The organism is Streptomyces sp. NBC_00086, assembly GCF_026343255.1.
In the GTDB taxonomy this organism is placed as follows: domain Bacteria; phylum Actinomycetota; class Actinomycetes; order Streptomycetales; family Streptomycetaceae; genus Streptomyces.
In genome coordinates this window covers 544,521-570,680 of record NZ_JAPELZ010000001.1, presented here as the reverse complement: position 1 = coordinate 570,680, position 26,160 = coordinate 544,521, and the positions used below count along the sequence as shown (strand labels likewise).

The 26,160-nt window shown below is 73.6% G+C and carries 29 protein-coding genes and 1 pseudogene; 17 read left to right on the top strand and 13 right to left on the bottom strand.

What is annotated here, in order from left to right; all coding sequences use genetic code 11:
* Entirely contained in the window at positions 1 to 537 is a 537-nt protein-coding gene (locus OG276_RS02525; protein ID WP_266902254.1) for a TerD family protein, read from the top strand.
* Positions 538 to 694: 157 nt separating this feature from the next.
* Here OG276_RS02525 and OG276_RS02520 read toward each other — a convergent pair whose 3' ends face one another.
* Positions 695 to 1,342, bottom strand: a complete 648-nt coding sequence (locus OG276_RS02520) for a TetR/AcrR family transcriptional regulator (protein ID WP_266902252.1) — start codon at positions 1,340 to 1,342, stop codon at positions 695 to 697.
* 193 nt (positions 1,343 to 1,535) lie between these two features.
* Here OG276_RS02520 and OG276_RS02515 point away from each other — a divergent pair, with 193 nt between their 5' ends.
* The 4 genes from OG276_RS02515 (at position 1,536) to OG276_RS02500 (ending at position 3,947) form a co-directional block, all read left to right on the top strand.
* Complete coding sequence (locus OG276_RS02515) at positions 1,536 to 2,393, top strand: phosphatase PAP2 family protein (RefSeq protein ID WP_266902250.1); 858 nt, start codon at positions 1,536 to 1,538, stop codon at positions 2,391 to 2,393.
* Positions 2,390 to 3,259, top strand: a complete 870-nt coding sequence (locus tag OG276_RS02510) for a hypothetical protein (protein ID WP_266902248.1) — start codon at positions 2,390 to 2,392, stop codon at positions 3,257 to 3,259. Before OG276_RS02515 ends, OG276_RS02510 begins: the two co-directional genes overlap by 4 nt.
* A complete protein-coding gene (locus tag OG276_RS02505) occupies positions 3,256 to 3,585 on the top strand; it encodes a hypothetical protein (RefSeq protein ID WP_266902246.1) in 330 nt (109 codons plus the stop codon). The genes OG276_RS02510 and OG276_RS02505 overlap by 4 nt, the downstream gene beginning before the upstream one ends.
* Before the next feature lie 95 nt (positions 3,586 to 3,680).
* A complete protein-coding gene (locus tag OG276_RS02500) occupies positions 3,681 to 3,947 on the top strand; it encodes a GlsB/YeaQ/YmgE family stress response membrane protein (RefSeq protein WP_266902244.1) in 267 nt (88 codons plus the stop codon).
* 44 nt (positions 3,948 to 3,991) lie between these two features.
* Here the strand turns inward: OG276_RS02500 and OG276_RS02495 are convergent, their stop codons facing one another.
* The gene (locus OG276_RS02495) at positions 3,992 to 4,516 is read right to left on the bottom strand and encodes an NUDIX domain-containing protein (protein ID WP_266902242.1); all 525 of its coding nucleotides are present in this window, start codon (positions 4,514 to 4,516) and stop codon (positions 3,992 to 3,994) included.
* 141 nt (positions 4,517 to 4,657) lie between these two features.
* Here OG276_RS02495 and OG276_RS02490 point away from each other — a divergent pair, with 141 nt between their 5' ends.
* Together OG276_RS02490 and OG276_RS02485 are read left to right on the top strand one after the other, a co-directional pair.
* On the top strand, positions 4,658 to 6,391 hold the full coding sequence (locus OG276_RS02490) for a serine/threonine-protein kinase (RefSeq protein WP_266902240.1): 1,734 nt from the start codon (positions 4,658 to 4,660) through the stop codon (positions 6,389 to 6,391).
* Positions 6,392 to 6,489: 98 nt separating this feature from the next.
* Positions 6,490 to 7,134: a MerR family transcriptional regulator gene (locus tag OG276_RS02485; RefSeq protein ID WP_266902238.1), complete on the top strand. Its 645-nt coding sequence runs from the start codon at positions 6,490 to 6,492 to the stop codon at positions 7,132 to 7,134.
* A 34-nt stretch (positions 7,135 to 7,168) separates the two neighbouring features.
* Here OG276_RS02485 and OG276_RS02480 read toward each other — a convergent pair whose 3' ends face one another.
* Entirely contained in the window at positions 7,169 to 7,840 is a 672-nt protein-coding gene (locus OG276_RS02480) for a LysM peptidoglycan-binding domain-containing protein (RefSeq protein ID WP_266902236.1), read from the bottom strand.
* Positions 7,841 to 8,514: 674 nt separating this feature from the next.
* A complete protein-coding gene (locus OG276_RS02475) occupies positions 8,515 to 9,450 on the bottom strand; it encodes a dihydrodipicolinate synthase family protein (RefSeq protein ID WP_266902234.1) in 936 nt (311 codons plus the stop codon).
* A 70-nt stretch (positions 9,451 to 9,520) separates the two neighbouring features.
* Here OG276_RS02475 and OG276_RS02470 point away from each other — a divergent pair, with 70 nt between their 5' ends.
* A complete protein-coding gene (locus OG276_RS02470) occupies positions 9,521 to 10,495 on the top strand; it encodes a LysR family transcriptional regulator (RefSeq protein WP_266902233.1) in 975 nt (324 codons plus the stop codon).
* Between the two features lie 15 nt (positions 10,496 to 10,510).
* On the opposite strand, the gene OG276_RS02465 is transcribed toward OG276_RS02470, so the two are convergent.
* Positions 10,511 to 11,476, bottom strand: coding sequence for an aminoglycoside phosphotransferase family protein (locus OG276_RS02465; protein WP_266902232.1), 966 nt, complete (start codon positions 11,474 to 11,476; stop codon positions 10,511 to 10,513).
* 240 nt (positions 11,477 to 11,716) lie between these two features.
* Here OG276_RS02465 and OG276_RS02460 point away from each other — a divergent pair, with 240 nt between their 5' ends.
* Positions 11,717 to 12,802 carry an S-(hydroxymethyl)mycothiol dehydrogenase gene (locus OG276_RS02460; RefSeq protein WP_266902230.1) on the top strand — a complete coding sequence of 362 codons (1,086 nt, stop codon included), beginning with the start codon at positions 11,717 to 11,719 and terminating at the stop codon, positions 12,800 to 12,802.
* 36 nt (positions 12,803 to 12,838) lie between these two features.
* Here the strand turns inward: OG276_RS02460 and OG276_RS02455 are convergent.
* Positions 12,839 to 14,399, bottom strand: a pseudogene (locus OG276_RS02455) (MFS transporter).
* A 115-nt stretch (positions 14,400 to 14,514) separates the two neighbouring features.
* On the opposite strand from OG276_RS02455, the gene OG276_RS02450 reads away from it, so the two are divergent.
* Positions 14,515 to 15,507, top strand: coding sequence for a TetR/AcrR family transcriptional regulator C-terminal domain-containing protein (locus tag OG276_RS02450; RefSeq protein WP_266902228.1), 993 nt, complete (start codon positions 14,515 to 14,517; stop codon positions 15,505 to 15,507).
* Positions 15,508 to 15,613: 106 nt separating this feature from the next.
* Positions 15,614 to 16,945, top strand: a complete 1,332-nt coding sequence (locus OG276_RS02445; RefSeq protein WP_266902226.1) for an alpha/beta fold hydrolase — start codon at positions 15,614 to 15,616, stop codon at positions 16,943 to 16,945.
* 10 nt (positions 16,946 to 16,955) lie between these two features.
* On the opposite strand, the gene OG276_RS02440 is transcribed toward OG276_RS02445, so the two are convergent.
* Complete coding sequence (locus OG276_RS02440) at positions 16,956 to 17,777, bottom strand: MBL fold metallo-hydrolase (protein ID WP_266902224.1); 822 nt, start codon at positions 17,775 to 17,777, stop codon at positions 16,956 to 16,958.
* Positions 17,778 to 17,795: 18 nt separating this feature from the next.
* Between OG276_RS02440 and OG276_RS02435 the strand changes: the two genes are divergently transcribed.
* Positions 17,796 to 18,560, top strand: a complete 765-nt coding sequence (locus OG276_RS02435; RefSeq protein ID WP_266902223.1) for a PIG-L deacetylase family protein — start codon at positions 17,796 to 17,798, stop codon at positions 18,558 to 18,560.
* Between the two features lie 185 nt (positions 18,561 to 18,745).
* Positions 18,746 to 19,579, top strand: coding sequence for an enoyl-CoA hydratase/isomerase family protein (locus OG276_RS02430; RefSeq protein ID WP_266902221.1), 834 nt, complete (start codon positions 18,746 to 18,748; stop codon positions 19,577 to 19,579).
* A gap of 55 nt (positions 19,580 to 19,634) precedes the next feature.
* On the opposite strand, the gene OG276_RS02425 is transcribed toward OG276_RS02430, so the two are convergent.
* From OG276_RS02425 to OG276_RS02410, 4 genes are all read right to left on the bottom strand, one after another.
* On the bottom strand, positions 19,635 to 20,438 hold the full coding sequence (locus tag OG276_RS02425; protein ID WP_266902219.1) for a hypothetical protein: 804 nt from the start codon (positions 20,436 to 20,438) through the stop codon (positions 19,635 to 19,637).
* Between the two features lie 67 nt (positions 20,439 to 20,505).
* Positions 20,506 to 20,991, bottom strand: a complete 486-nt coding sequence (locus OG276_RS02420; protein WP_266902217.1) for a DUF2269 family protein — start codon at positions 20,989 to 20,991, stop codon at positions 20,506 to 20,508.
* A gap of 2 nt (positions 20,992 to 20,993) precedes the next feature.
* Entirely contained in the window at positions 20,994 to 21,332 is a 339-nt protein-coding gene (locus tag OG276_RS02415) for a hypothetical protein (protein ID WP_266902215.1), read from the bottom strand.
* Between the two features lie 64 nt (positions 21,333 to 21,396).
* Positions 21,397 to 22,086, bottom strand: coding sequence for a DJ-1/PfpI family protein (locus OG276_RS02410; protein WP_266902213.1), 690 nt, complete (start codon positions 22,084 to 22,086; stop codon positions 21,397 to 21,399).
* A 213-nt stretch (positions 22,087 to 22,299) separates the two neighbouring features.
* Between OG276_RS02410 and OG276_RS02405 the strand changes: the two genes are divergently transcribed.
* Positions 22,300 to 23,238 (top strand): GlxA family transcriptional regulator, encoded by a 939-nt coding sequence (locus OG276_RS02405; RefSeq protein WP_266902211.1) that lies wholly within the window; start codon positions 22,300 to 22,302, stop codon positions 23,236 to 23,238.
* A gap of 33 nt (positions 23,239 to 23,271) precedes the next feature.
* Here OG276_RS02405 and OG276_RS02400 read toward each other — a convergent pair whose 3' ends face one another.
* A complete protein-coding gene (locus OG276_RS02400) occupies positions 23,272 to 23,874 on the bottom strand; it encodes a TetR/AcrR family transcriptional regulator (RefSeq protein WP_266902209.1) in 603 nt (200 codons plus the stop codon).
* A gap of 86 nt (positions 23,875 to 23,960) precedes the next feature.
* Between OG276_RS02400 and OG276_RS02395 the strand changes: the two genes are divergently transcribed.
* Genes OG276_RS02395 through OG276_RS02385 form a run of 3 tightly spaced genes read left to right on the top strand, consistent with a single transcriptional unit; the run spans position 23,961 to position 25,205 of the window.
* Positions 23,961 to 24,737: an SDR family oxidoreductase gene (locus OG276_RS02395; RefSeq protein WP_266902207.1), complete on the top strand. Its 777-nt coding sequence runs from the start codon at positions 23,961 to 23,963 to the stop codon at positions 24,735 to 24,737.
* On the top strand, positions 24,734 to 25,084 hold the full coding sequence (locus tag OG276_RS02390; RefSeq protein ID WP_266902205.1) for an SRPBCC family protein: 351 nt from the start codon (positions 24,734 to 24,736) through the stop codon (positions 25,082 to 25,084). The genes OG276_RS02395 and OG276_RS02390 overlap by 4 nt, the downstream gene beginning before the upstream one ends.
* Complete coding sequence (locus OG276_RS02385) at positions 25,011 to 25,205, top strand: hypothetical protein (RefSeq protein WP_266902203.1); 195 nt, start codon at positions 25,011 to 25,013, stop codon at positions 25,203 to 25,205. Before OG276_RS02390 ends, OG276_RS02385 begins: the two co-directional genes overlap by 74 nt.
* Here OG276_RS02385 and OG276_RS02380 read toward each other — a convergent pair.
* Complete coding sequence (locus OG276_RS02380; protein WP_266902201.1) at positions 25,195 to 26,094, bottom strand: SDR family oxidoreductase; 900 nt, start codon at positions 26,092 to 26,094, stop codon at positions 25,195 to 25,197. The genes OG276_RS02385 and OG276_RS02380 overlap by 11 nt on opposite strands.
* Between the last annotated feature and the right edge of the window lie 66 nt (positions 26,095 to 26,160).

The following is a 26,160-nucleotide window of genomic DNA, read 5'->3' as shown; positions in this document are numbered from 1 at the left end:
GTGAGTGGAGTACGCAAGGGCCTGGCCAAGGTGGAGATCGCGCTGCGGTGGGATCCCAGCCCGGCGGGAGCGCCCGTCCACGACCTCGACCTGCTGGCGGCGGTGTACGCCGCCGCGGACCCGTACGGGGAGCCCGTCCACCTGGTGCACTTCGGCAGCCGTTCGCCCGACGGCACCATCACGCTGAACCGGGACAGCCGGACCGGGCTGGGGCTGGGCTTCGACGAGGTGATGACCCTCGAACTCAACCGGATCGCCGACGCGTTGACCCGGGTCGTGGTGGGGGTGGTGATCCAGCGGCCGGGCGGCGGCCGGGCGCTGACCTTCGCCGACGTCGCGGGAAAGGGACTGCGCATCCGGGAGGGCTACACCGATCTCGCCGTGGACGACCTCACGGGCTTCGGTGCGGCGAGCGCGGTCACGGTGGCCGAGTTCACCCGCGACGACGCCGGGGTCTGGTCGATCGACCCCGTCCTGCGGGGCTTCGACGCCGACCCGGAGGAGTTCGCGCGGGCGATGGGCGCGGCCCGGAGCTGAGCCGGCCGGCCACCCCGCGGGATGGCCGCACGGACCGGTCGGCGGCCACTCCGCGAGGGAGTGCCCGCCGTCCGGTCCGGGAGCCGCGCTGCCACCGTCCCCACGAGGCAGCGCGAGCGGGTCGCCGCCCGGTCATCGGGGACGGCGGTCCGCTGGTTCAGGGGGCCTGGCTGCGGGGAGCCCGGTCCGCCCCGGGCGGGGTCGCGCCCAGCACCGGCAGCAGGCAGGCGTCGACGAACCGTACGAGGTACTCGGCGTCGGCGTAGCGCCCCTCCAGCACGGGCCGGATGCGCAGTACGCCCATCAGCTGCGCCGGCAAGAACTCCACGGCCGGGTGCCCGGGGGCGAGCTCGCCCCGCGCCACGGCCCGCGCCACGATGGAGTCGAACGCCGCCAGCTCCGGCTCCACCAGGGCCTCGCGCAGGGCGGCCTTCAGCTCCTCGTCGCTCAGCACCGCGTGCCCGAGGGCCTGCGTGAGCCGGGTGTCGCGCCCCGAAGTGCAGGCGGCGAGCCGGGCCGCCTCGCGCAGGTCGCCCGCCAGGGTCCCGGTGTCCACCGCGGCGAGGGTCCCGCGCCGGTCCGCGCGCAGGGCGGCGGCGACGAGCTGCGGTTTGGTCTTCCACTGCCGGTAGAGCGTGGACTTTCCACAGGTGGCCCGGGCGGCGATCTTCTCCATGGTCAGCGCCTCGTAGCCGTCCTCGCGCAATTGGTCCAGGACGGCGTCGTAGAGCTGCTGCTCCCGCTCCGGTGTGATCTTGGAGCGGCGCGCGGGGGCCGGTGCGGCTTCCGGCGTCGGCGACGTCATGGGGCGGCTCTCCTCGATGCTGCGTGCCAGGTGGTGCCGCGCCGCGATATTTCGGTCGCGCCGCAGCGGTCTCTAGTGAAAGTCTACGGGAACGCGAGCGTATCGGTACACACTCGTATCGATACGAGAATGTATCGATACACTGGTGTGTCGATTGAGAGCCGTGCAGCTGTACAGGAAGCGAGACCGGGGGATGACCTCCCACACCACACCCGCCGGGGCCGGCGCGGGGCCGGGCCCCCGCCGCCGCCTCATACGCGAGCTCCTGCTCGTCGTGGGCCTCTTCGCCGTCTACAAGTTCGGCCGTACGCTCGCCACCGGCCGCACGGAGGAGGCCTTCCGCAACGCCGCCCGGGTCTGGGACGCCGAACGCACCCTGCACCTGCCCGGCGAAGGCCTGGTCCAGCGACTGCTCCTGCACAGCGACGCCCTCGTGCACACCGCGAACACCTACTACGCGGCCGTGCACTTCCCCGCCACGGTGCTCTTCCTCGTCTGGCTCTACCTGCGCCGCCCCGCGCACTACCTCTGGACCCGCCGGGTCCTGGCCGTCCTGACCGGCGCCGCCCTCGTCATCCACCTGGCCTTCCCCCTCGCACCCCCGCGGATGCTGGGCGCGGCCCACCTGGTCGACACCGGTCAGGTCTACGGACCGACCGTCTACGGGGCCGCGCCCGCCGCCGACACCATGGCCAACCAGTTCGCCGCGATGCCCTCCCTGCACTTCGGCTGGGCGCTGATGCTGGCTCTGGGCATGATCGCGGCGACCTCCTCGCGGTGGCGCGCCCTGTGGCTGCTGCACCCGCTGGTGACCCTGCTCGTGGTCGTCGGCACGGCCAACCACTACTGGCTCGACGCCATCGTGGCCACGCTGCTGCTCGGGGCCGCCCTGCTGCTGGTCCCGCGCCCGGCCGGCCGCTCGCTCGTCGCCCGGCGGAGCGTGCCGGGCCGGCCCGCGCTGCCGGTGCCACGGCAGGCGGGTGCGGGTCCGGGGGCGGGCGCCGGTGCGGCAGCCACGGATCCCATGGCGCCCGTAGGAGCGGTCCGGTGAACTCCACGCTCCTCGCCGTCCTGCTCTGCCTCGCCGCGGCCGTCACCTACGCGGCCGCCGCCGTCGCCCAGGAACGCCTCGCCCGCCGCGCGGTCGCCCGCAGCACCGCGGCCCTGCTCGGCAACGGCGCCTGGTGGTGGTCGGCGGGCCTGAACGCCGCCGCCGCGCTCCTGCACGCCGCCGCACTGCGGTACGGGCCGCTCACGCTGGTCCAGCCGCTCGGCGCGCTCACCCTCGTCGCCGCCGTACCGCTGGGCGCCCGCGGCGCCGGGCGGCGGGTCGTGGCCAGCGAGTGGCGCGGCACCCTGGCCACCGTGGTCGGCCTCGGCCTGCTCCTGCTGCCCGCCTCCGGCCCGTCCCCCGACGAGACCCTGACCCTGGCCGAGGCGCTCGCCGTCTCCGGAGCCACGGCCGCGGTGATCATGCTGCTGACGGTACGGACCGACACCCGCTCGGGGCTGCGCCACGCGACGGCGTCCGGGCTGGCCTCCGCGGCCGCCTCCGCCCTGACCCAGACCGTCGCCGTGGCGGGTGGCCGCGGCGGCTCCCTGCTCAGCGTCCGGGTCGTGTCGGTGGCCCTGCTCGTGGTGGTCTTCGCGGTCGGCGGGATGCTCCTGTCCCAGCGGGCCTACCGGGGCGGGCTGGGCGCCCCGCTCGCGGTGGTCAACCTGACCAACCCGCTGGCCGCGGCCGCGATCGGGATGATCCTCCTCGGCGAACGCATCCAAGGCGGTGCCCTCGGAGTCCTGTTGGCAGTGGCGGGAGCGCTCGCGGCGGCCCGGGGCGTGCTGCTGCTCACCCGGACCCCGCAGCAGACGGTGGTCGCCGCGCCCCAGGCCGCGCCGATGGCCGGTGTGGCAGCATGAGCCGCATGGCTGCCGACGACGGTTCGTTCCTCTCGCTCCGCTCCAAGGGCTCGATCCTGTCCATCGGTTCGGTGGGATCGATCCTGTCGATCGGATCGGTCGGCAGCGTGCTGTCGGTCGGCTCGATCGGCTCGGCGCTGTCGGCCGCCTCGGTGGGATCCGTGCTGAGCGCGGGCTCGTTCGCCTCCGCCCAGTCGACGTGGTCGGTGCTGTCCCGGCGCTCCCGGGGCGGATTCCTGGCGGCGGGCGTGGCGGGAGCGGGGCTGCTGGGCTTGGCGATGGCGGCCGCCCTCCGGTCCGCCCCCGTGCCCCGGCGGCATGGCTGAGAACCGTTTCGCCTGTTCACGCGTCTCCTCCTGTGAGACTTGAACGGACGTCGCGCGCACGAAGACGCGCGCACATCGAAGCGGAGTGAACGGGCATGGGCATCATCGGCTGGATCATCCTCGGACTGCTGGCGGGCGGGATCGCCAAGGTCCTGCTGCCCGGCCGTGACCCGGGCGGTCTGATCGGCACCACCCTCATCGGCATCGCCGGCGCCTTCACCGGCGGCTGGCTCTCGGCGAAGTTCCTGGACCGGTCGATCCAGAACGACTTCTTCGACCTCGCCACCTGGGGCTCCGCCATCGCGGGCTCCCTGGTCCTCCTGATCGCCTACCGCCTCCTCTTCGGCAACTCCCGAAACTGACCGCCGGGCCGGCGGGCCGTGGGCAGGGGGCAGGGGGCCGTGGGTCAGACCTCCATGTAGGCCACCGTGCCGGTACGGCGGGCCGCGTCGATCTCCCGTAGGCGGGCGAAGTTCGACGGGGTCATGAGGGCCTCCCACTCCCGCACCGAGTGCACCCGTACCTCGCTGTGTTCCTCGGGGTCGAGGACGATGGCGGCGATCTGGTCCTCGGTGAGGGTGCCGCCGTCGAAGATGAAGCCGATGTGGTTCGCGGGCCAGGACTCGCCCCGGTGGGCGAGGAACTGCGTGCCCAACAGCTTGCGCTCGCCCCCGAAGGCGATGCCCGTCTCCTCCAGGCACTCCCGGAGCGCGCACTCCCAGGGCGTCTCGCCGTGGTCCATGTTCCCGCCCGGCCACTGCCAGGTCTCCGTGGCGTACGTCGCACGCAGCTGTACCGGGCGGCCGTTGGGGTCGGTGAAGTAGAGGCAGGCGTAAGCGGTCGCCCGGGGGATGGTCTTGACGTACTCGGCGGGCGGGAGCCACTCGGACCCCGTTCCACCTCCGTCCGGGCCTCGGCCCCTCGGGGACATCGGGCAGGCACACTACCCACGCCGCGTGCCGGCCACGCGCCCCGGCCCGGGGCCGTGCCCGGCACGCGGGCCGGGGTTCGTGTTGTCCACGTCCCGGTACGGGTGCACCGGCGTCGGTGGCGGCGCCTACGATGACCGGCCATGGACAGCAGTGAGGCCGGCAGACGGTTGATCGACGGGCGATTCGAACTCGCCCGTCCCCTGGGCAGTGGCGGGATGGGGACGGTGTGGCTCGCCCGCGACATCGCGCTGGACCGGGAGGTCGCACTCAAGGAGGTGCGGCCGCCGGACCCGGCGACCGCCGCCGCCCAGCCCGGGCTCGTCGTCCAACTGCGCGAACGCGCCGTCCGCGAGGCCCGGGCCCTCGCCCGGCTCGCCCACCCGAACGTGGTCACCATCCACCACATCGTGGAGCCCGAGCCCGGCTCCGACGGCCATCCGTGGATCGTGATGGAGCTGGTCAGGGGCGGTTCCCTGGCCGACCGCCTGGAGGGCGGGCCGATGCCGGTGGCGGACGTGCTGCGCCTCGGGCTCGACCTGCTCTCCGCGCTGCGCGCCGCGCACGCGGAGGGCGTGCTGCACCGTGACGTGAAACCGGCCAACGTGCTCCTGCGGCCGGGCGGCTCCGCGGTGCTCACCGACTTCGGGATCGCCGCCCTGCACGGCGCGACCGGGCTGACCTCGACCGGAGCCCTGATCGGGTCGCCGGAATACATAGCGCCCGAGCGGGCGCGCGGCGCGGAGGGGCTGGCCGCCTCCGACCTGTGGTCCCTGGGGATGCTGCTGTACGTGGCCGCCGAGGGGGTGCACCCGCTGCGCCGGGCCACCAGCCTGGCCACCGTGGTCGCGGTGCTCGACGAGCCGATCCCCGCGCCGGTCCGGTCCGGCCCGCTGGGACCCGTACTGGAACGGCTGCTGGTACGGGACCTGGCCGTGCGGCCCGACGCCGAGGAGCTGGAAGCGCTGCTCCGCGGTGCGAGCAGTGCTCTCGGAGGCGCGGCCCCGGTGGTACCGCCGACCGCCCTCGGGAGCTTCGGACCGGCGACCCCGGCCGCCGGTCTCGGCCTGGGCCCCGTACCGGCGACGCACGTCCAGTCGCCGACGCCCATGCCGACGCCGTTCGTTCCGGGCGCAGGCAACCCGTACGCGTCCACCGTCCCCGTGGCCTTCCCGCCGCCGCCGCCCGTCCCGCGCCGGCGCCGACGGCCCGCCCTGCTCGCCGGACTCCTCGCGGTGGTCCTGACCGCCGGGGTCGTCGGCCTCGTCAACTGGCTGCCCGACGGGAACGCGGGCGACGGCTCGGGCAAGAGCGGGGACGCCAAGTCCTCCGGCACCCCGTCCGTTTCCGGTCCGGCCTCCCCGGCCCAGGGCACCGCCGTGGTCCTGACCCCCGCGCCCACTCCGAAGGCGAGCACGCCGAAGCCGGTCACCCCGCCCAAGGGCAGTCTGATCGACCCGGCCAACATCCGTACCGCCATCGAGGCCTTCAAGCAGCAGACGGGCACCACCACCTTCGTCGACATGAAGGTCTACGACGAGTACGTGCTCGCCGACATTCCCACCGCGCCCGGAGCCAGGACCGTCGACTCCTGGCAGTACCGCGGCGGCGTCGCCAAGCGCACCGGACCGTCCGGCACGGTGAAGCCCGACGCGCCGCTCATGGACATGGCCGTGCTGGACTGGGACGCCCTCCCCGCCCTGATGGCCCAGTCGACGAAGGAGCTCGGCGTCGACAACCCGAGCTTCCGCTATCTCAACGTCTCGCCCTGGATGAACGCACCCGCGGTCCGGCCCTACCTGAACGACGAGTACGGACAGGGCGGCTACGTCCTCGCCGGCACCGACTTCAAGGTCAAGAAGGTCTACCGGAGCTGACGGCAGGAGAGGCGGAGCACGGTCGCCGTCCCGGCCCTGCCAACCGTGCCGTCCGTGCACAATTGGATAGCTGTGCTCTCCAAGGAAAGGTCCACGGGATGCGGCTGGCGGAGTTGAGCGAGCGCAGTGGCGTCTCCACGGCGACCATCAAGTACTACCTGCGCGAAGGGCTGCTGGCGCCGGGGCGACGGGTCAGTGCGACCACCGCCGACTACGACGAGGGGCATCTGCGGCGGCTGCGGCTGGTCCGCGCGCTGATCCAGGTCGGCGGGATTCCGGTCGCGACGGCCCGGGAAGTGCTCGCGCACGTGGACGACGAGTCCCTGGGGCGGACGATGCGGATCGGCGCGGCGCTGTGGGCGCTTCCCCGGGCGCCCGAGCCGGACGGCGAGGATCCGGCGGTGATCACCGCTCGGCGCGAGGTGGACCGGCTGCTGGAGACGCTGGGCTGGTCGACGGCCCGGGAGGTGGGGGAGCTGTCCCCCGTCCACCGTTCGCTCGTATCGGCGGTGTCCACCCTCATCCGGCTCGGCTATCCGTGGGACGCCCCGCGGATGGCTCCGTACGCCGAGCTGATGCACCGAGCGGCCGTGCACGACCTCGACTTCATGGAGACGTACGCCTCCGAGGAGGAGAAGGTCGAGACGGCGGTGGCCGCGGTCGTCCTCGTCCAGCCGGTACTGAAGGCCCTGCACCGGCTGGCGCAGGAAGAGGAGTCGGCGCGGCGTTACGGGCTGGAGTGAGGCGACGCGACCCGTGTGCCTGCCGCGAACTCGCTCAGTAGGGGCCGTTGACGTTGTCGATCGAACCGTAGCGGGCCGCCGCGTAATTGCAGGCGGCCGTGATGTTGGCGACCGGGTCGTACGAATCCAGCGAAGTGCCGGGCACGTGATAGGCCTTGAAGGTCGGGTCGATCACCTGGAGGAGCCCCTTGGAGGGGATGCCGGCCGCCGCGTTGGAGTCCCAGTTGTTGATGGCCAGTGGATTCCCCGAGGATTCGCGCATGATGTTGCGGTGAATTCCTTCGTAGCTGCCGGGAATTCCGTGCTGGGCCAGGACGTCGAGGGACTCGCGGATCCAGCCGTCGAGGTTGTTCGCGTAGCCGGTGGGCGCCTTGGCGGCCTTGGCCGCGACGGGCGCGGCGGCCGCGGTGAGGTTCAGCTTCAGGCCCGGGCGGATGGCCGAGGGGTCGGCGCCGACGATGCCCTTGTTGGCCTCGTAGAGCTTCTGCCAGCCGCCGCCGATGGAGTGCTCGGCCGCGATCTTGCTCAGGGTGTCGCCGCTGACCACGGAGTACGTCGTCGGGGCGAGGGTCGCCTCCGCCGCTCCGGCCGTGGTCGCGCTGATCAGCGGGAGGGCCAGCGCCGCACCGCCCGTACCGGCGAGGGCCAGCTTGCGGGTGAGTGCGTGGTGCTGCTTCGGCCGGCGGTGCTTTCCGTGTGCGGGCATGGCGGAATTCCTCACCTGGGGGGTACGGGAGATCCCTGGCGGCGACCGGATTCGGCTGTTACCACCGGGAACGAGGCGACCGTAGGCGAGTCCGGCGGGCCGGAACAAGACACGAATTCGCCCTGGAGATCAACTTCCCGCATTCGCCCCGGTGGATGACCTTGAAAAGATCTCCGGGAATTCCCGAATATCCAACCGGGAAAAGGGAAGTGCCCCGTGCGGGGAAATGATGTTGACGCCGTCGGCGTGACTCACATCACGGGCCCGCGGGCGGCGGCCCAATACGGGCAAGTCGCCCGTCGCCGGGGCCGATTCGGGCGAGCCGCCCGTTGGCGGCGAATCGCCCATCCCGGGTCAATCGGCCCTCGAAGGTGATCGTGTCGTCCTCGTCCATCGCGGGATGGATCCCGGCCGGTCCCCGTTGGTGCAGACGATCTCCTCGCACCGCACCGCACCGCAGCGCAGCGCAGCGCACCGCACCACGCGGTGGCGGGCGTCCTGCGGGAACCCTCACGTGACCGGGGACGACACCCGTCACCGTCACCGGTGCCCGCCGCCGACCTCCTGGGAGGCGATCCCGGGCAGCGGGCCCCGGACGATGTGGTGCGCGCAAGGGGGCCCGCGCCCGGGGGGCGCCTTGCTGCTCATGGCGAGCCCCCCGGTCGGTGGGCGAGTCAGGGCAGCTGCGCCAGTTCCCGCTGAGCCGCCGCGACCGCTTCCGTGCTCGCGGGCAGCAGGGGGAGGCGTACGTCCGGGGTCGGAATACGGCCCTGCGCGTACAACACCCCCTTGATCACTGACGGGTTGGGTTCGGCGAAGAGGGTTGCGGAGAGCCGGGCCAGCGCGTGGCCCAGGGTGCGCGCCCGGACCGCTTCGCCCGCCCGCCAGGCCGTCGCGAGTTCGGTGAACCGGGCCGTCGCGAGATGGGCCGACGCGAGGACCCCGCCCGCCGCGCCGAGCGCGAGGAGGGGAGACAGGAAGGTGTCGTCGCCCGCCAACACCGCGAAACCGTCCGGCAGATCACCGAGCAGTGCCACCGCCTCCCCGTCGAGCGAGCCGACCGCGTACTTCACCGCGGCCACCCCGGGCAGCGCCCCGACCTCCCGCAGCAGGGCCGCGTCCAGCGGCTGCCCGGTCCGGTACGGGACGTGGTACACGATCAGCGGTACGGGGCTCACCCGCGCCAGCCGCTCGAAGTGCGCCAGTACCCCGGCGCCGGAGGGCCGTACGAACGCGGGCACGCTCACCAGCGCGGCCCGCGCCTCGGGCCACCGCTTCAGCCGGCCGAGCGACTCCTCGGCCGCCCGGGTCCCGCTCGCCCCGGCGCCCACGGTCAGCGCCGCCCCGCGCTCCCGGCAGACCCGGGCGCAGACGTCGGTGACGAGGTCGCGCTCGGCTTCGTCGAGGGCGGCCGGCTCGCCGGTGGTGCCCAGCGCCACGATCCCGGTGGCGCCCGCGTCGAGCACCTCGTGCGCGAGCGCCTCCAGAGCCTCGGCGGCGACCTCGCCGGCGGCGGTGAAGGGGGTGATCAGCGGTACGTGGATCCCGTGCGGGGCGAACGGGCGGTGGGCGGCGGGGGAGGACGTGGCCGTGCTCGGCGTCTGGGTCATGGGTCGAGCCTGGCCCGCTCCGAGCATCGAATCCAGTTCGCGTTTCTTATCCGAACCGTAAGCTGATCCGATGCTCGATGTACGACGCCTGCGCCTGCTGCGCGAACTCGCCCGCCGGGAGACCATCGCCGCGGTCGCCGAGGCGCTCTCCTTCAGCCCTTCGGCGGTGTCCCAGCAGCTCTCGGTCCTCGAACGCGAGGCCGGTCTGCCGCTGCTGGAGCGCACCGGGCGCCGGGTCCGGCTCACCCCCGCCGGCCAGAACCTGGTCCGGCACGCCGACGCGGTGCTGGAACTGCTGGAACGGGCCGACGCCGAGCTCGCGGAGGCGCGCGGCGGACTGGCCGGCGCCCTGCGGATCGGCTCCTTCCCCACCGCGACCCGGGCCATCGTTCCGGCGGCCCTGGCCGAGCTGGCCCGCCGGCACCCGGGACTGGAGCCGATGGTGTCCGAAACCGACCCGGCGGCGGTCGCCCACGCACTGCGCGCCGGGGACCTGGACGTGGCCCTGATCCACGCCTACGACTTCGTTCCCGCGCCGCAGGAGCCGGGACTCGCCACGGACCCGCTCTACCGCGAGGCGATGTATCTGGCGACGCCGTCACCGGGGGCGCCCGCGGCCTCCGGAGGCGCGGCGGAAACGGCCGCCGGGGGCGCCCCGGCCGCAGCCGCCGGCACTGGCGGAGCCGGGCAGCGCGCGTTGCTCCGTACGCATGCCGACGCGCCCTGGATCACCGCCACGCCCGGCACGCTCTGCCACGCCATGACGGTGCGGGCCTGCGAGGACGCCGGGTTCCTGCCGAGGATCCGCCACCAGGTGGACGAGTTCGCCACCGTACTGGCCCTGGTCGCGGCCGGCCAGGGCGTGGCGGTGGTGCCGCAGCTCGGGATCACCGGAAACGCGGATCCCGCCGTCTCGCTCACCCGCCTGGTCATGGAGCGCCGTACCAACGTGGCCTTCCGCAGCGGCGCCGCGACCCACCCCGCCGTGGCCGCCTTCAGCGCGGCCCTGCGGACGTCGCTGCCGCCCGAACTGTCCGAGGACTAGCGGGTTGCTTGCCGATCAGACAGTCCGTGCGCCGTTGAACACGGCGTTGCGGCGCAGCTGCCGCGCGCACCACCGGAAGTGCCCGTCACGTTCGTCCAGGCCGAAGAGGTCGTAGGTCATGAGCGCGTACGCGGCCCGATAGGTGGTGAGGGTCGCCGGCGGGTAGCCGAGCTCGTGGGCGAAGAGCCCGGTGAGTTCCGCGGTGTGCTCCTCGGCGTGCGGCCCGTACATGTCCCAGACGGCAGCGGTCACGGCGGCCTCGAAGGCCGGGTCGCCCGCGGTGGTGCAGAAGCCGAAGTCGAGCACCGCGACGGGCCGGCCGGCCGCGTCGGTGTGGATGTTGGGCGGGACGAGGTCGCCGTGAATGGCCGTCACCGGGGCGTCGGGGAGCGAGAGCAGGGCCTCGTGCGTCCGTTCCACTCCCGCCTCGAAGTCCGGTACGCAGGCGGCCAGGGCGTCGCCGTGCCGGGCCGCGGCCCGGTGGACCAAGGCCGCGAGCGCGTCGCGGAAGGAGTCGTGATCCCGCCACAGCGGGCGGTCGTCACCCTGGACGGTCAACCGGCGCATCGCCTCGGTGCCGGGGACGGAGGCCAGGCCGCGCAGAACGGAAAGCAGTGCTTCGCTCTGCCGGGCGGGCAGCTCGCGCTCGTAGTCGGCGTGTGCGGAGTCGATCCTCATCGGGTTTCCCGGCAGCTCGCGCTCGTACGTGACCAGGACGCCCCCGTGGTCCTCGACGTCGAAGATCTCCGGGGTGGCGAAGGGCAGCTGATGCCGTGCCATGTCCGCGTACACCTGGCGGGTGAGATCGAGACCGGCCGGAGGCCGACCGCTCCACACCTTGGCGGCCCGGCCCCCGCCCAGCCCGTAGACGACGCCCTCGGAGCCGGCGCCGATGCGGCGGACACCCGCGTGCCCGCGGTCGGCGAAGTACGTGAGCCAGGGGTCGCGGGGCGGGGTCGCGGCGTTCGGGTCTTCGTCCATCCGTGCATTAGACCAGCGGCCCCACCGGCCCCACACGGGATTTTCGTGCGCTGCCCGGCACCGCACCGGCACCGCACCGGCACCGCGCGCCGCGGCGGCAGCACACCGCGCCGGGACGCGGGGCAACTCCCGCACGCGGGACAGCGCGTGTACGTTGGCCGGACCGGCGGAAACCTCGCGGAACCCTCGAGGGACCTCCGGTTACAGTCGACGAGACCGTGATCGAGATCGGGGTAGCACGTGACGCATCGCGTACGAGGGGTCATCGCCCGGAGCAAGGGCGCACCGGTGGAGACCACGACGATCCTCGTGCCCGACCCGGGCCCCGGCGAGGCGCTCGTACGGGTCCAGGCCTGCGGGGTCTGCCACACCGACCTGCACTACCGGGAGGGCGGGATCAACGACGAGTACCCCTTCCTGCTCGGCCACGAGGCGGCCGGGGTCGTCGAATCGGTCGGCCCGGACGTCACCTCCGTCGCCCCCGGCGACTTCGTCGTCCTCAACTGGCGCGCGGTGTGCGGGAGCTGCCGGGCCTGCAAGCGCGGCCGCCCCTGGTACTGCTTCGCCACGCACAACGCGACCCAGCCCATGACCCTGGAGGACGGCACCCCGCTCTCCCCGGCCCTCGGCATCGGTGCCTTCGCCGAGAAGACGCTGGTCGCCGCCGGCCAGTGCACCAAGGTGGACCCCGCCGCCTCACCGGCCGCCGCCGGCCTGCTCGGCTGCGGGGTGATGGCCGGCCTGGGCGCCGCCCTGAACACGGGCAACGTCGGGCGCGGCGACTCGGTGGCCGTCATCGGCTGCGGGGGAGTGGGCAACGCCGCCGTCGCCGGTGCCAAGCTGGCCGGAGCCTCCCGCATCATCGCCGTCGACCTGGACGACCGGAAGCTGGAGTGGGCGCGGGGACTCGGCGCCACCCACACCGTCAACGGCACCGCGGTGGACGTGGTCAAGGCCATCCAGGAGCTGACCGGCGGGAACGGCGCGGACGTGGTCATCGACGCCGTCGGCCGCCCCGAGACGTACAAGCAGGCGTTCTACGCGCGCGACCTCGCCGGCACCGTGGTGCTGGTCGGCGTCCCGACACCGGAGATGCGGCTCGAACTCCCGCTGCTGGACGTCTTCGGGCGCGGCGGCGCCCTGAAGTCCTCCTGGTACGGGGACTGCCTGCCCGAGCGGGACTTCCCGCTCCTCATCGACCTCTACCTGCAAGGCCGGCTCGACCTCGACGCGTTCGTCTCCGAGCGCATCGCCCTGGACGGAGTCGAGGCGGCCTTCGAACGGATGGAGCGGGGCGAGGTGCTCCGCTCGGTGGTCGAGTTCTGACCACCCGTCTGACCACCCGCCGGATGCCTCAGCCCGTCACGGGGCGAGGGACGCGGGCCGCGGGTCGCTGGATTTTTCCGCCGGGGGCCTCGCCGTGCCCGCACCCCTCAACCACGTGAAGGAGAAGAGGGCGGCGCCCGCCATGACGACGGCCGCGCCGACGGCCGCGATGTTCATCCCGTGGGTGAAGGCCTCGCGCGCGGCCGTCAGTACGCCGTCCGCGACCCCTTCGGGGAGCCGGGCCGCCGCGGCCGTCGCGCCGCCGAGGGTTTCGCGTACGGCTTCGGCTTGCGGCACACCAGGAGGCAGCGCGTCCGTCATGTCGCGGCTGTAGGCCGCCGCCCCGATGGAACCGAGGATCGCCATGCCCAAGGCTCCACCGAGCTCCTGGCCCGACTCCAGGACCGCCGCGGCCGATCCCGCGCGCTCCGGCGGGGCCGCGCCGAGGGCGAGTTCGTTGGCGAGGGTCATGGCGCAGACCAGCCCGCCCGCGTAGAGGCAGACGCCGGCGAGGGTGAACCAGAGCGCCGAGCCGGTGCGCACCTGGGTCAGCCAGAGGAACCCGCAGGCGGAGAGGAGGAAGCCGCCGCCTGACGGCCGCACGGTCCACGCGCTGTGCGAGCACGGCCCCGGCGGGGGCCGCGACGGCCACTCCGGCGGCCGGTACCAGGCTCCACAGCGCGGCGGTGAACGGGCTCAGGCCGAGGACGGACTGCAGGTACTGGGTGAGGAAGACGGCCATCCCGACCGTGGCGAACATCGCCAGGAGATTGGCGAACACCGGTCCGCCGAAGGTGCGCCGGCCGAGCAGGCCGAGGTCGATCACCGGATGCGCGAGGTGCTTCTGCCGGTGCACGAAGACGGAGCCGAGCACGAACCCCGCGCCGATGGCGAGGGCCGGCAGCGGCTCGTACCCGTGCCGCGCCCACTCCTTGATGCCGTAGATGACCAGCAGCACGGCGCCGAGCGACAGCGCCGCGCTCGGCAGGTCGAAGCGCTCGCGCCGCGCCGACTTGAACTCCGGTACCAGGAAAGGCACCAGCGCCAGCAGGAGCACCATCGCGGGCAGGTTGATCAGGAAGACCGAGCCCCACCAGAAGTGCTCCAGCAGCAGACCGCTGACCACGGGCCCCAGGGAAATGCCCGTCGTCATCACGGCGGTCCACAGGGTCACCGCCTTGCCGCGCTGCTTCTCGTCGTGGAAGAGGTTGCGGATCAGGGCCAGGGTCGAGGGCATCAAGGCGGCGCCGCCGAGTCCCAGCAGCGCGCGTACGGCGATGAGCAGTTCGGCCGTGTGCGCGTACGCGGCCGCGACCGAGGCCGCCCCGAAGAGCACCGCTCCCGCGAGCACCAGCGCGCGCCTGCCGATCCGGTCGCCGAGCGCACCCATGGTGATGAGGAGTCCGGCGAGGACGAAGCCGTACATGTCGAGGATCCACAACTGCTGCGTCGCGCCGGGCTCCAGGTCCCGGCTGATGTAGGGGATCGCGAAGTACAGGACCGAGACGTCCATCGAGACGAGGAGCAGGGGCAGCATCAGGACGCCGAGGGCGGTCCATTCCTTGCGCCCCGCGCGGGGGGCCGGTGTGTTCTCCATGAGCAGGAGGGAACGGGGGCCCTGGCGTACGCCGCAAACAGGCACCTAGTGCACTGCGCCGTTCCGGGGCTTCGAGCAGCCTGAATGCCGTGAAGTGCACTAGTACAGTGCGGTCATGGACACGGAACCGCCCTACCTCCGCATCGCCGGCGACATCCGTCGGCGGATCACCTCGGGCGAGCTCGTGCCCGGTGCCCGCGTTCCTTCCACCCGGCGGATCACGCAGGAGTGGGGGGTCGCCATGGCGACCGCGACGAAGGCGCTCGCCGCCCTGAACCAGGAGGGTCTGGTGCGGCCCGTACCCGGTGTCGGCACCGTCGTGGCCGAGTCGGGGCACGAACGGCCGGCTCCCGCTCACGCACTGACCCGGGACCGCATCATCCGCGCCGCGATCGCCCTCGCCGACACCGAAGGGCTCGCCGCACTCTCCATGCGCCGGGTCGCGACCGACTTCGGCGTCTCCACCATGGCGCTCTACCGCCACGTCCCGAGCAAGGGCGAGCTCGTACGGCTGATGTCGGAGACGGTGTTCGCAGGAGAACCGCCGGGGCCGCGACCGTACGCCTGGCGTGCGCGACTGGAACGGGAGGCGCGGTGGTTGTGGGGCCTGTACCAGCGCCATCCCTGGCTGGCACGAGCCATGGCCGCCCTCACCCGGCCGATGGCCTCGCCCCACGCGATGCGGTACACCGAGCGGGTCCTCAGCGCCCTGACCCCCCTGGGGCTGACACCGACCCAGGTCATTCACATCCACCTCGCGCTTCTCGGATACGCCCAGGGCGTCGCGGCGGCCGTGGAGCTGGAGTCGCAAGCGCGGCAGGACACCGGCATGACACCCGAGGAATGGATGGCTTCCAACGAGCCACGGATGGAAATGATCCAGACCGCCGGGTCCTATCCGACCCTGGCCACCCTCTTCGAAGGCGAGCGGTTCGACCTCGAACTCGGCACCCTCTTCGAGTTCGGGCTCGCGCGGATGCTGGACGGAGTCGAAGCACTCGTCGAGCCGTCCGCAGGCCGGGCCCCCTCGGTCCGCCCCCACGGTGCGAGCCCGGAGCCCGGCGGGAGCGGAGCCAGGGGCCCGGCCCCTCGCGGGGGCCTCGCGTAAGCTCGGACGGGCCCGTCGTCCCGGTTCGCCCTCACCCACCGGCTCCGGGACGGCCGCCGCGCACACCACCGCACCGCGCCGACCCCTGGGACCTTCCGTGACCCCCGTGAACCCCGCGACCTCCGAGACCGCAGCCGCCGGCAGCTACCGCCAGCCCGGTGTCGTCCTCACCGACCACCACTTCAGCGTCCCCCTCGACCACGCCCGCCCCGACGGCGAGCGGATCGACCTGTACGCGCGCGAGCTGGTCGCCTCCGGCAAGGACCCGCAGTCCCTGCCCTGGCTGCTCTACCTGGAGGGCGGACCCGGCTTCGGCGCCCGCCGGTTCATCGGCCGGCAGGCCTGGCTGGAGCGGGCCCTGACCGAGTTCCGGGTGCTGCTGCTCGACCAGCGCGGCACCGGCCGCTCCACCCCGGTCAACCGGCAGACCCTGCCGCTGCGCGGCGGCCCCGCGCAGCAGGCCGAGTACCTCGCCCACTTCCGCGCCGACTCCATCGTGCGCGACGCCGAGACCATCCGCCCCCTCCTCACCGGCGGCGCGCCCTGGACGGTCCTCGGCCAGAGCTTCGGCGGCTTCTGCGTCACCCACTACCTGGGCGCCGCCCCCGAGGGGCTGACGGCCGCCCTCATCACGGGCGGACTGCCCTCCCTCGACGCCACCGCCACCGAGGTGTACGAAGCCGCGTACCCCCGTGTCGAGCGCAAGAACCGGGCGCACTACGCCCGCTACCCCATGGACGTGGAGCGGGCCCGCCGCATCGCCGCCCACCTCGTCGAGCGCCCGGCCGAACTCCCCGGCGGGTACCTGCTCACGGCCGAGGCCTTCCAGTCCCTCGGTCTGCTCCTCGGCGGCTCCGACGGCAGCCACCAGCTGCACTACCTGCTGGAGGACGCCTTCGTCCCCACCCCGGCCGGTCCCGCCCTCTCCGACGCCTTCCTGGAGGCCGTGCACGCCCAGCTCTCCTTCGCCGGGCACCCCCTCTACGCACTGCTCCACGAGGCGATCTACGCCCAGGACCCGGGCGCGCCCACCGGCTGGGCCGCGCAGGAGGTCCGCTCCGGCCACCCGCGGTTCGACGCCGCGAAGACCCTCGCGGGCACGGAGCCGCTGTACTTCACCGGCGAGACCATCCACCCCTGGCACTTCGACTGCGACCCGGCGCTCGCCCCGCTGCGCGAGACCGCAGACCTGCTGGCGACCCGCACCGGCTGGACCCCGCTGTACGACCCGGCGCGCCTCGCCGCCAACGAGGTGCCGGTGGCCGCGGCCGTCTACCACGACGACATGTACGTGGACACCGCGCACTCCCTCGCCACCGCCCGGGCGATCCGCGGCCTGAAGACCTGGGTGACGGACGAGTTCGAGCACGACGGCGTACGTGCCTCGGGCCCGCGCGTCCTGGACCGGCTGCTGGCGCTCGTACGCGACGAGGCCTGAGCGGGTCACCTCAACGACCCGGTCCGGGAGGCTCCACGAAGGCCCGGGTCAGGTGGGCCGTGGCCAGCAGGGCGCGGCGGCGGACGGCCAGGGACAGGAGCTCCTCCCGCGAGGTGCGGGCCGCGGCCCGGTCGCGTTCGTGGGAGTACGGGACCGCCGGATCGGCCAGCTGCACGGCGTGGACCAGTACGTCCCCGGTGACCAGCACGTCCCGGCCCCGGCCCCCGCCGCCGGGCCCGGCCGTCCCCTCGACCAGCACCGACTGGTGGCCGGGCGTGTGCCCCGGTGTCGGCAGCAGGGTGATGCCGGGAGCGAGCCGGTGCTCGCCGGTCACCTCCCGGAGCTGCCCGGAGGCCCGCAGCGGGGCGACCGTCCAGTCCCACACGGGATCCGCCCGGTCCAGGGCCGCGACCTCCGTGCTCTGTACGAGGTACCGCGCGTCGGGGAAGAACGGCCGGCCGGCCTCGTCCTGCGTCCAGCCGGTGTGGTCCTCGTGCAGGTGGGTCAGGACCACCGACTCCACGTCGGCCGGGGCGATCCCGGCCTCCGCGAGCGCGGCGGGCAGCCGGCCCGGGACCGGGGCCCAGCCGGCCGCCGGGCCCTGCGCGGGGCCGACCCCCGCGTCGATCAGCACCCAGCGGCCGCCCGGCCGGGACACGGCGAAGCACCGGAAGTCCAGCCGCCAGGAGCCCTCGGGCCCGGCCGCGCCCGGATCCAGCAGCGCGGCCCGTTCCCAGGCGGCGGCGCCCGCCCCCGGGAAGGCCGTGGCCGCGGGCTCGAAGAACGATCCGGTGGCGTCGAGCAGGGCCACCACCTGCCCCTGAGTGTCCATTCGCCTATTGTGCGAGGTATGAACCAACGACTGGACGGGCCCGCCCCCTTGGAGCCCATGCCGACCGACTGGCAGCGTGCGCTGGCCGTCGTGGCGCACCCCGATGACCTGGAGTACGGCTGCGCCGCGGCCATCGCGGACTGGACGGACGGCGGCCGCGAGGTCGTCTACCTGCTCGCCACGCGCGGCGAGGCCGGCATCGACACCATCGACCCCGCCGCGTGCGCCCCGCTGCGCGAGGCGGAGCAGCGCGCGAGCGCGGCCGTCGTCGGAGTGCCCACGGTGGAGTTCCTCGACCACCGCGACGGGGTCCTCGAATACGGCCTGGACCTGCGCCGGGACATCGCGGCCGCCATCCGGCGCCACCGCCCCGAGCTGGTGATCACGATGAACCACCGCGACACGTGGGGCGGGGCCGAGGGCGGCGGCTACTGGAACACCCCCGACCACAAGGCGGTCGGCCGCGCCACCCTGGACGCCGCCGGCGACGCGGGCAACCGCTGGATCTTCCCCGAACTCCTCACGGAACAGGGCCTGGAGCCGTGGAACGGAGTGCGCTGGGTGGCGGTGTCCGGCACCACGACGCCCACGCACGCGGCCGACGCCGGCCCCGGTCTGGAGCGTTCGGTGAAGTCCCTGATGGAGCACAAGGCGTACATCGCCGCGCTGACGGACGAGGCCCCGGAGACGTACGTACGCACCTTCCTGACGGGCAACGCCCAGCAGGCGGCGGCCCGCTTCGGCGGCCGTCCGGCAGTGCCGTTCGAGGTCTTCCCGCGTTAGACGGGGCGCCTAAGCGGTCTCGGGGAAGTGGGCCACGTCTCCGCGCCGCCCGGCACGGCGCCTCGCCGCACTGCCGCATCACCCGAGTACGTCCAGTACGCGGGGGATGCGGCAGCGCGCCGAGGCACCGCACCGGACGACGCGAAAACGCACCCCACTTCCCCGAGACCGCTTAAGGTGTCCGCGTGATCGACACCCTGAGCACGGAAATCGCGGAGGGTGAGGAACGGATCCGGCTGCACGTCGCGGACGGGATCGCCGAACTCACCCTCTGCCGCCCGGAGAAGCTCAACGGCTGGAGCTGGGAGTCCACGCGCCAGCTCGGCCTGCTGGCGGACCGGATCCGCTTCGATCCCGCCGTACGGGTGGTCCTGCTGCGGGCCGAGGGACGGGCGTTCTGCGCGGGCATCGACGTGACGGCCCCGGGCGGCGCGATCACGGGTGCCTCGGCGGCCGAGCGCAACCGCAACTACTACGAGGGCATCCGCTGGGTCCACGAACGCTTCGCGGTCCTGGCCCGGCTGCCCCAGCCCGTCGTGGCCGCCGTGCAGGGGTACTGCCTGGGCTTCGGCTTCGAGCTGGCCCTGATGGCCGACATCCGGGTGGCGGCCGAGGATGCCGTCTTCGCCCTGCCCGAGGCCCAGCTGGGCGTCGCGGTGGACGCGGGCGGCGACCTGCGCATCGCCCGCGAGGCGGGCGCCGGGTGGGCCAAGTTCCTGGCGCTGACCGGCCGCCGCATCGACGCCCGGACGGCGGAGCGCCTGAACCTCGTCCAACAGGTCGTGAGGCCAAAGGAGTTGGAGCCGGTCGCCCGCGCGCTCGCGGCGGAGATCGCGGCCAACGCCCCGCTCGCCGTCCAGGGCATCAAACGCGCGATCGACTCCTACGCGGACGCCGCCCTGCCCGCGGCCCTCGACCGCGTGGCGATGACGGCGGCCCTCACCCTCACCTCGGAGGACTCCCGCGAGGGCTACACCGCCAAGGCGCAGCGCCGGCCCCCGCACTTCACCGGAGGCTGAGCGCGGACTTCAGCCGAAGCCGAGCACGGACTTCAGCAGAGGCCGAGCCCGGACTTCAGCCGAGGCCGAGCACCGGACGTACGGAGAACGCCTCCCACGCGGACTCGCCCTCCGTGCCGTACACGAGCTCGGCCATCGCCGGGTTGCGGTTCGCCGTGGCCAGCGTCAGCCAGGCCCACAGGTCCCCGTACCCGCCGCACACGGACTCGCCGCCGTCCCCGCCGTGCACGGCGCCCGGGTCGGCGCTGATCTCGGCGGCGTAGGAGTCGTAGGCGATGCGCAGCCCGAAGGCGTTGGGCTCGCACCGCGGCCCGTCCGAGCCGCTGCCGTAGGACGGTTCGCCGATCGGGCAGGTGTCGCCCCACCGGAAGAGGGTGCGCGCCCCGGCCCCGCAGGCGTGCTCCCACTCGTCGGCGCCGGGCATCCGCAGCCCGCGCCCCGCGAGCACGGCGGGCATGCCGGCGGGGGGTGCGGTGAGCGGCTCGTTCGCCACGGCCATGAACACCGCCGGCAGGGTGACGGTCCGGGGCGGGCTCAGCAACTCGGCGAGGTGTGACTTGAGATCGGGGCCGTACCCGTACTCCTCGGCCAGGCTCTGCTCGAAGTCGGCGGTCTGTTCCGGCGTCGGCTCCCAGGCGTCCAGGTCGAAGCCGAGGCGGACCGTTCCCCCGGGTATCAGGGCGAACTCCCGCCCGTCCCGCTCGACGAGCACGCGGTGCAGGGGGCCGCCGAGGTGCGGGGCGGCATCGATCAGGCTCACCCGGCCGCCCACCAGGTCGGCGGCTTCCCGGGCGAACCGGCGTACGTCCGGCAGGGCGAACGAGCGCCACCGGTCAAGGGTCAGATCAGCGTGGGACATGGGGTCCATGGTGCCCCGGACCACTGACAAAGGGGGCCCGCACGCGCAGGCTTGCGCAGGCGCCCGGTCACGCTCCCGTGGTGGAGCCGGGCCGGACGACCATCAGTACGGTGACGGTCGCCCACAGCAGGTTGAAGACACCGGTGAGCATGGCGAGGCGGGCGGCGGAGCGGACGCCGGCGGTGGAGCCCGGGGCCTGTGCGGAGTCCAACGCCCGCACGGTGTCGAGGGCGCCGTCCTGGGCGGGCAGGATCAGCAGGGCCAGGGTGGCGGCCGCCGCGGTGGTCAGGACGATCGAGGTGATCAGCCACCCGCTGCCGAGGACGCCGAGGCTGCTCGCCGTGACGAAACCGGAGACGGGGACCGCGACGCCGATGCCGGCGTAGACGCGGCAGATGCGGTGCAGCGTCGGCAGGGTCGCGAGCGCCTCGTGGTCACCAGGGTTGCCGTGGGCGCTCCGCAGCGCTTTGGGGAACATGCTGGCGGCAACGGTGACCGGGCCGATGGCCAGTACCGCGGCCAGAACGTGCAGGGAGAGGAAGAGCTTCGTCATGATCAGTGCTCCGTGGCCGAGTGGACGGCGCGGACGGCGTGGACGGTCCGGCGCTGTCCGGTGACCTTCGAGGCCGGAAGGCGGCCGGCCTTGGACGTGCCGGTCAGGATGTCGCCGTCGACCGTCACGGCGAAGGCCAGGTTCAGGCGCACCGGCTTGGTGATCGCCTGCTTCCAGGCGAGCCGGTCGCCGTCGAGGGTGATGTCGGTGAGCGGGACTCCCTCGCCCGCCCCGTGGGCGGACCCGGTCAGGACGCCGCCCTGCCGCACGAGTTCGACCACGGCTTGGATCCGGCCGATGGGGGTGGAGACGGACAGGTCCCAGATGCCTTCTACGGACATGCTGCTGTTCTTCCTTACGTACGGGTGCGGTTGCGGTGGTGAGGTGCGGAGCCGGGAGCCGCGGTCAGAAGCCGGCGGGCATCGGGCCCGCATCACGCCAGACGGTGCCGCGGCGCTCGTAGGCGAACAGCTCTTCGACGGCGTGGGCGATCCGCGGGCCCACCTCGCGCTCCAGCAGGTACAGGCCCAGGTCGAGGCCGGAGGTGACGCCGGCTCCGGTGACGAGGTCACCGTCATCGACGACGCGGGCGCGCACCGCTTGGACACCGGTGGCATCGAGCATGTCGAGGCCCAGGTGGTGGGTGGTGGCACGGCGGCCCTCCAACAGGCCGGCCATGGCGAGCACGAGCGAGCCGCCGCACACCGCGGCGACCGTCACCCCGGGGTCGTCCATCGCCGCCTTCAACAGGGTGGGCAGCCCGGTCGTCAGGGCGCGGCCCAGCAGCACGGGGATGAACTCGTCCTGCTGCCGCTCCCCGGCCCCCGCGTCGTGGTCGGGGACCTCGCCGGGCTCTCCCACGCGGCCCGAGGCACCCGGGACCAGGATCAGGTCCGCACGCCGGGGATCGAGAGCGGCGGTGGCGCGCAGCACCAGGCCCCCGGTGCCGCTGACCACCTCGCGCGGACCTTCCGCGGACACCAGTTCCACGCTCACCGCACCGCCGCAGGCGCTGCCGCCGGCGTACAGCACCTCGTAGGGGGCGATGACGTCGAGCGGATCGAAGCCGTCGAACAGGACGATCTGGGCGTGCATGGAGGGGTTCCTTCGGATGCGGCGGAGGCGTCCGGCCGGTGCCGGAGCCGTTCCCGACGCTAATCGGCTGCCGGTCCGCCTCCCAGTGGCACTAGTGACACCTTCCAACGGAATATCGCCAAGCGGGCGCGCAGGGGCTCTGAGCTGCCCGAAGCAGAGGATCTGAGCTGCCCGGGCCAGGTCCGCACGCCCGTGGCGAGGTATCTTCTGGCCATGCACACCGTCGCCGTCCTCGCGCTGGACCGGGTGATCCCCTTCGATCTGGCCACCCCGATCGAGATCTTCACCCGCACCCGCCTCCCGGACGGACGCCCCGGCTACCAGATCCGCGTCTGCGCCGAGCGGCCGGAGATCGATGCGGGAACCTTCACCCTGCGCGCGCCCTGGGGACTGGAAGGGCTCGACGCCGCGGACACGATCATCGTTCCCGGTACCGCCGACCCCGAGGCCCCGCTCGCCCCCGCCGTCCGCGACGCGCTGCGCGCGGCCGCCGCCAACGGCACGCGCATCGCCTCCATCTGCTCGGGCACCTTCCCCCTGGCCGCGACCGGGCTACTCGACGGCCTGCGTGCCACCACCCACTGGATCGTGGCCGGCCTCCTGGCCGAGACCCACCCGGACATCGAGGTCGACCCGGACGTCCTGTACGTCGACAACGGCCAGATCCTCACCTCGGCGGGCGCCGCCGCGGGCCTGGACCTGTGCCTGCACATGATTCGCCGCGACTACGGCTCGGCCGTCGCCGCCGACGCCGCCCGGCTGTCCGTCATGCCCCTGGAACGCGAGGGCGGACAGGCGCAGTTCATCGTCCACGATTACGCACCCACCCCCCGGGGTTCGGCCCTCGAACCGCTGCTGGTCTGGCTGCAGGACAACCTCGGCTCCGATCTCACCCTCGCCGAGATCGCCGCCCACGCCGGAACCAGCACCCGGACCCTGATGCGCCGCTTCCGGGACCAGACCGGCACCACCCCGCTCCAGTGGCTCCACCGCGCCCGCATCCGCCAGGCCCAGCACCTCCTGGAGACCACCCGGCACTCCGTCGAACGCATCGGCGCCCAGGTCGGCTTCGGTTCGCCCACGTCCTTCCGCGACCGGTTCAAGAAGACCACCGGCGTCAGCCCGCACGCCTACCGCCGCAGCTTCGGCTGACGCGGCGCGTACGCGCCCCACGGCAGGTCCCCGCTACTCCGCCAGGCGCAGCAGGGAGAGGGCGCGGGCCGAAACCGCCGGGAGCGGTTCGCGGCCGTCCTCGGCGGCCCAGTGTTCGAGGGCGACGGTGACCGCGTCGATGAGTACGGCCGCCAACAGGCGGGTCTCCAGGGCAGCTTCAGGGCGGCCCGTACGGGCGGCGAGGACCGGCACCAGGCGGTCCTGCATCGCGCGGGCGGCCGCCAGCCAGCGCAGCCGGATCTCCGGGACGCGGCTCATCACCTGGATGAGGCGGACCGTCTGTCCGGGCTCCTCGTAGCGCGCGCCCGCCGTCGCGATGGTGAAGGCGGCCTGTGCGGCCTCGGTGAGGTGCTCCTCCGCGGGACGCAGGGCGAGTTCCTCCACCAGGGTGGCGACCCCGGCGGTGAGGACCGGGGTCAGCGCGTCCTCCTTGGCCGGGCAGTACCGGTAGAAGGTGCGCAGCGAGATGCCGGCCGCCCGCGCGATGTCGTCGACCGTCGTGGCCTCGTACCCCCGCTCCGAGAACAGTGCGGCCGCGGCCTCCGCGATCTCGTACCGCGTCGCCTCCCTGCGCCGCTCCGTCAAGGACGGGCGGCCCGTACTCGCCGTGCTCACCGCAACACCTCCAGGGGTAGATGGGGCCAATGTGCCACACGATCGCACTGTGGCATGTCGTGCCACGAAGGCGTACCGTGCCATCCATGACTCGTACCTACCTCGTCACCGGCGCCGCCTCCGGCATCGGCCGCGCCACCGCCGACCGGCTTCGCGCCCAGGGCCACACCGTCATCGGCGCCGACCTCGAGGGCGCCGACATAGAGGCCGACCTCGCCACCGCCGCCGGCCGCGCCGCGCTCGTCGCCCGCACCACCGAACGCACCGGCGGCCGCCTGGACGCCGTCGTCGCCTGCGCCGGCATCGCCGCCTTCGATCCGCTGACCGTCCGGGTCAACCACTTCGGAGCCGTCGCCACCCTGGAGGGCCTGCGCCCGCTGCTCGCCGCGGGATCCGACCCCCGCGCCGTCGTCGTCTCCTCCGTGGCCTCGATCCACCCCGCCGACCCCGCCATCGTCGACGCCGCTCTCGCCGGCGACGAGGAGGCGGCCGCCGAAGCCGCCGCGGCCGCCGTCGCGCGCGGCGAGGGCCACCTCGTCTACGGATCCACCAAGGCCGCCGTGGCCCGCTGGATCCGCCGCACCGCGCCCACCGCCGACTGGGCGGGCGCGGGGATCCCGCTCAACGCCATCGCCCCGGGCACCATCACCACCCCCATGACGGCCCCGCTCCTCGCCGACGCGGGCATGCGCGAGGTGGTCGACGCGAGCGTGCCGATGCCCCTGCACGGCCACGCCACCGCCGAACAGGTCGCCCCGCTGCTGGACTGGCTCACCGCCCCCGACAACACCCACGTCACCGGCCAGGTCGTCTTCATCGACGGCGGGGCCGACGCCGTGCTGCGCGGGGACGGTGCCTGGTGAGCGCCGAGCAGTCCGGGGGCTCCGGACCCGCCGTGACCGCCCGCGAACTGGTCAGGACCGCCGTCGTCCCGGCCGCCCCGGACGCCGTCTGGGAGCTCGTCGGCCGGTTCGGCGCGCTCGACGCGTGGCACCCGTACGTACCCAAGGCCGTCATCGAGGGCGGGAGCGACCCCGAACAGCCGGGAGCCGTACGGGTCTTCAGCATCGAGGGGACGGTCGTCGCCCGCGAGGAGCTGCTCGACCGGGACCCCGCCGCGCGCGTACTCGTACGCCGTGGTGGAGAGCCTGCTCCCGCTCCGGGAGTACGTCGCCACCCTGGCCGTACGCCCCCACCCGCTCGGCAGTGAGATCGTCTGGTCCGCCCGCTACCTCGCGGACGAGGCCGTCGCGGCCCAGGTCGAGGAGATCTTCGGCGAGGGCACCTACGGCGGTGGGCTGGCCGCGCTCCGCGGGCACTTCACGCAGTGAACGGCCCCCGCCCCAACTGCTCGCGCACCGGCACCACTTCGGGGTTGACGAGCGAGCGCCGCTGCCAGTTCGCCCCGTCCACCACCAGGGTGTGGCCGGTGATGAAGCGGGCGTAGGGCGAGGCCAGGAAGGTGGCGGCCCAGCCCAGTTCGCGCGGTGCGCCGACCCGCAGGGCGGGCTGCCGGGCGTCCTTGTCGTCCGGGGCGGCCCGCTCCAGCCCGCCCCGGATGTCCTCGGTCATGTCCGCGTGCGGGAACAGCCCGGGGACCAGGCCGTTGATCTGGATGCCGTACGGGCCCCACTCGACGGCGAGCGTCTCGACGAGGTTCTTCACCCCCGCCTTGGCGGCGGCGCTGTGCGCGTAGCCCGGCCCGCCGGTCCAGGCGTACGAGGCGCCGATGTTCACGATGGACCCGGCGCTGCCCGCGGCGAGGTGGCGGCGGCCGAACTCCCGGGTCACGAACCAGGTGCCGGTCAGGGTGATGTCGACCACCGCCCGCCAGGCGTTGGGGGACAAGTCCTCGGCCGGGCAGGGGAAGTTGGCGGCCGCGTTGTTGACGAGCACGTCCGGGACGCCGCCGAAGGCCGCCCCGGCCGCGTCGAAGACCTCCGCGACCCGCTCGGGGTCGCGGATGTCGCAGACGGCGGCCGTCACCCGGCCCGCTCCGGGCACGGCCGCCAGCTCTTCCTGAGCCGACTTCAACTGCTCGATCCGGCGGCCGGCGATCACCAGATCCGCGCCGAGCCGTGCGAACTCGGTGGCGATGGCCTTGCCCAGCCCGGTCCCGCCGCCGGTCACGAGCACCGCCCGGCCGGTGAACGTGCCGGGCGGCAGGGCGGCGGAACCGAGCGGCGGAGGCGCGGGCAGACCGCGCGGAGCGTTTTCCATGGCGCCATCGATAGCGTGCGCACGCTCAGATCGCCATGGCCGCAACACCGGCCGCTTCCGGGGCCT

What these genes read in the sequence shown, in the direction of transcription:
- OG276_RS02475 (WP_266902234.1), bottom strand. Translation starts at nt 9,450, where the DNA reads ATGACCCAGACGCCGAGCACGGCCACGTCCTCCCCCGCCGCCCACCGC.
- OG276_RS02470 (WP_266902233.1), top strand. Translation starts at nt 9,521, where the DNA reads ATGCTCGATGTACGACGCCTGCGCCTGCTGCGCGAACTCGCCCGCCGG.
- OG276_RS02505 (WP_266902246.1), top strand. Translation starts at nt 3,256, where the DNA reads ATGAGCCGCATGGCTGCCGACGACGGTTCGTTCCTCTCGCTCCGCTCC.
- OG276_RS02420 (WP_266902217.1), bottom strand. Translation starts at nt 20,991, where the DNA reads ATGACGAAGCTCTTCCTCTCCCTGCACGTTCTGGCCGCGGTACTGGCC.
- OG276_RS02465 (WP_266902232.1), bottom strand. Translation starts at nt 11,476, where the DNA reads ATGGACGAAGACCCGAACGCCGCGACCCCGCCCCGCGACCCCTGGCTC.
- OG276_RS02450 (WP_266902228.1), top strand. Translation starts at nt 14,515, where the DNA reads ATGGACACGGAACCGCCCTACCTCCGCATCGCCGGCGACATCCGTCGG.
- OG276_RS02515 (WP_266902250.1), top strand. Translation starts at nt 1,536, where the DNA reads ATGACCTCCCACACCACACCCGCCGGGGCCGGCGCGGGGCCGGGCCCC.
- OG276_RS02480 (WP_266902236.1), bottom strand. Translation starts at nt 7,840, where the DNA reads ATGCCCGCACACGGAAAGCACCGCCGGCCGAAGCAGCACCACGCACTC.
- OG276_RS02405 (WP_266902211.1), top strand. Translation starts at nt 22,300, where the DNA reads ATGCACACCGTCGCCGTCCTCGCGCTGGACCGGGTGATCCCCTTCGAT.
- OG276_RS02490 (WP_266902240.1), top strand. Translation starts at nt 4,658, where the DNA reads ATGGACAGCAGTGAGGCCGGCAGACGGTTGATCGACGGGCGATTCGAA.
- OG276_RS02520 (WP_266902252.1), bottom strand. Translation starts at nt 1,342, where the DNA reads ATGACGTCGCCGACGCCGGAAGCCGCACCGGCCCCCGCGCGCCGCTCC.
- OG276_RS02415 (WP_266902215.1), bottom strand. Translation starts at nt 21,332, where the DNA reads ATGTCCGTAGAAGGCATCTGGGACCTGTCCGTCTCCACCCCCATCGGC.
- OG276_RS02485 (WP_266902238.1), top strand. Translation starts at nt 6,490, where the DNA reads ATGCGGCTGGCGGAGTTGAGCGAGCGCAGTGGCGTCTCCACGGCGACC.
- OG276_RS02425 (WP_266902219.1), bottom strand. Translation starts at nt 20,438, where the DNA reads ATGTCCCACGCTGATCTGACCCTTGACCGGTGGCGCTCGTTCGCCCTG.
- OG276_RS02410 (WP_266902213.1), bottom strand. Translation starts at nt 22,086, where the DNA reads ATGCACGCCCAGATCGTCCTGTTCGACGGCTTCGATCCGCTCGACGTC.
- OG276_RS02435 (WP_266902223.1), top strand. Translation starts at nt 17,796, where the DNA reads ATGAACCAACGACTGGACGGGCCCGCCCCCTTGGAGCCCATGCCGACC.
- OG276_RS02500 (WP_266902244.1), top strand. Translation starts at nt 3,681, where the DNA reads ATGGGCATCATCGGCTGGATCATCCTCGGACTGCTGGCGGGCGGGATC.
- OG276_RS02495 (WP_266902242.1), bottom strand. Translation starts at nt 4,516, where the DNA reads ATGTCCCCGAGGGGCCGAGGCCCGGACGGAGGTGGAACGGGGTCCGAG.
- OG276_RS02440 (WP_266902224.1), bottom strand. Translation starts at nt 17,777, where the DNA reads ATGGACACTCAGGGGCAGGTGGTGGCCCTGCTCGACGCCACCGGATCG.
- OG276_RS02380 (WP_266902201.1), bottom strand. Translation starts at nt 26,094, where the DNA reads ATGGAAAACGCTCCGCGCGGTCTGCCCGCGCCTCCGCCGCTCGGTTCC.
- OG276_RS02395 (WP_266902207.1), top strand. Translation starts at nt 23,961, where the DNA reads ATGACTCGTACCTACCTCGTCACCGGCGCCGCCTCCGGCATCGGCCGC.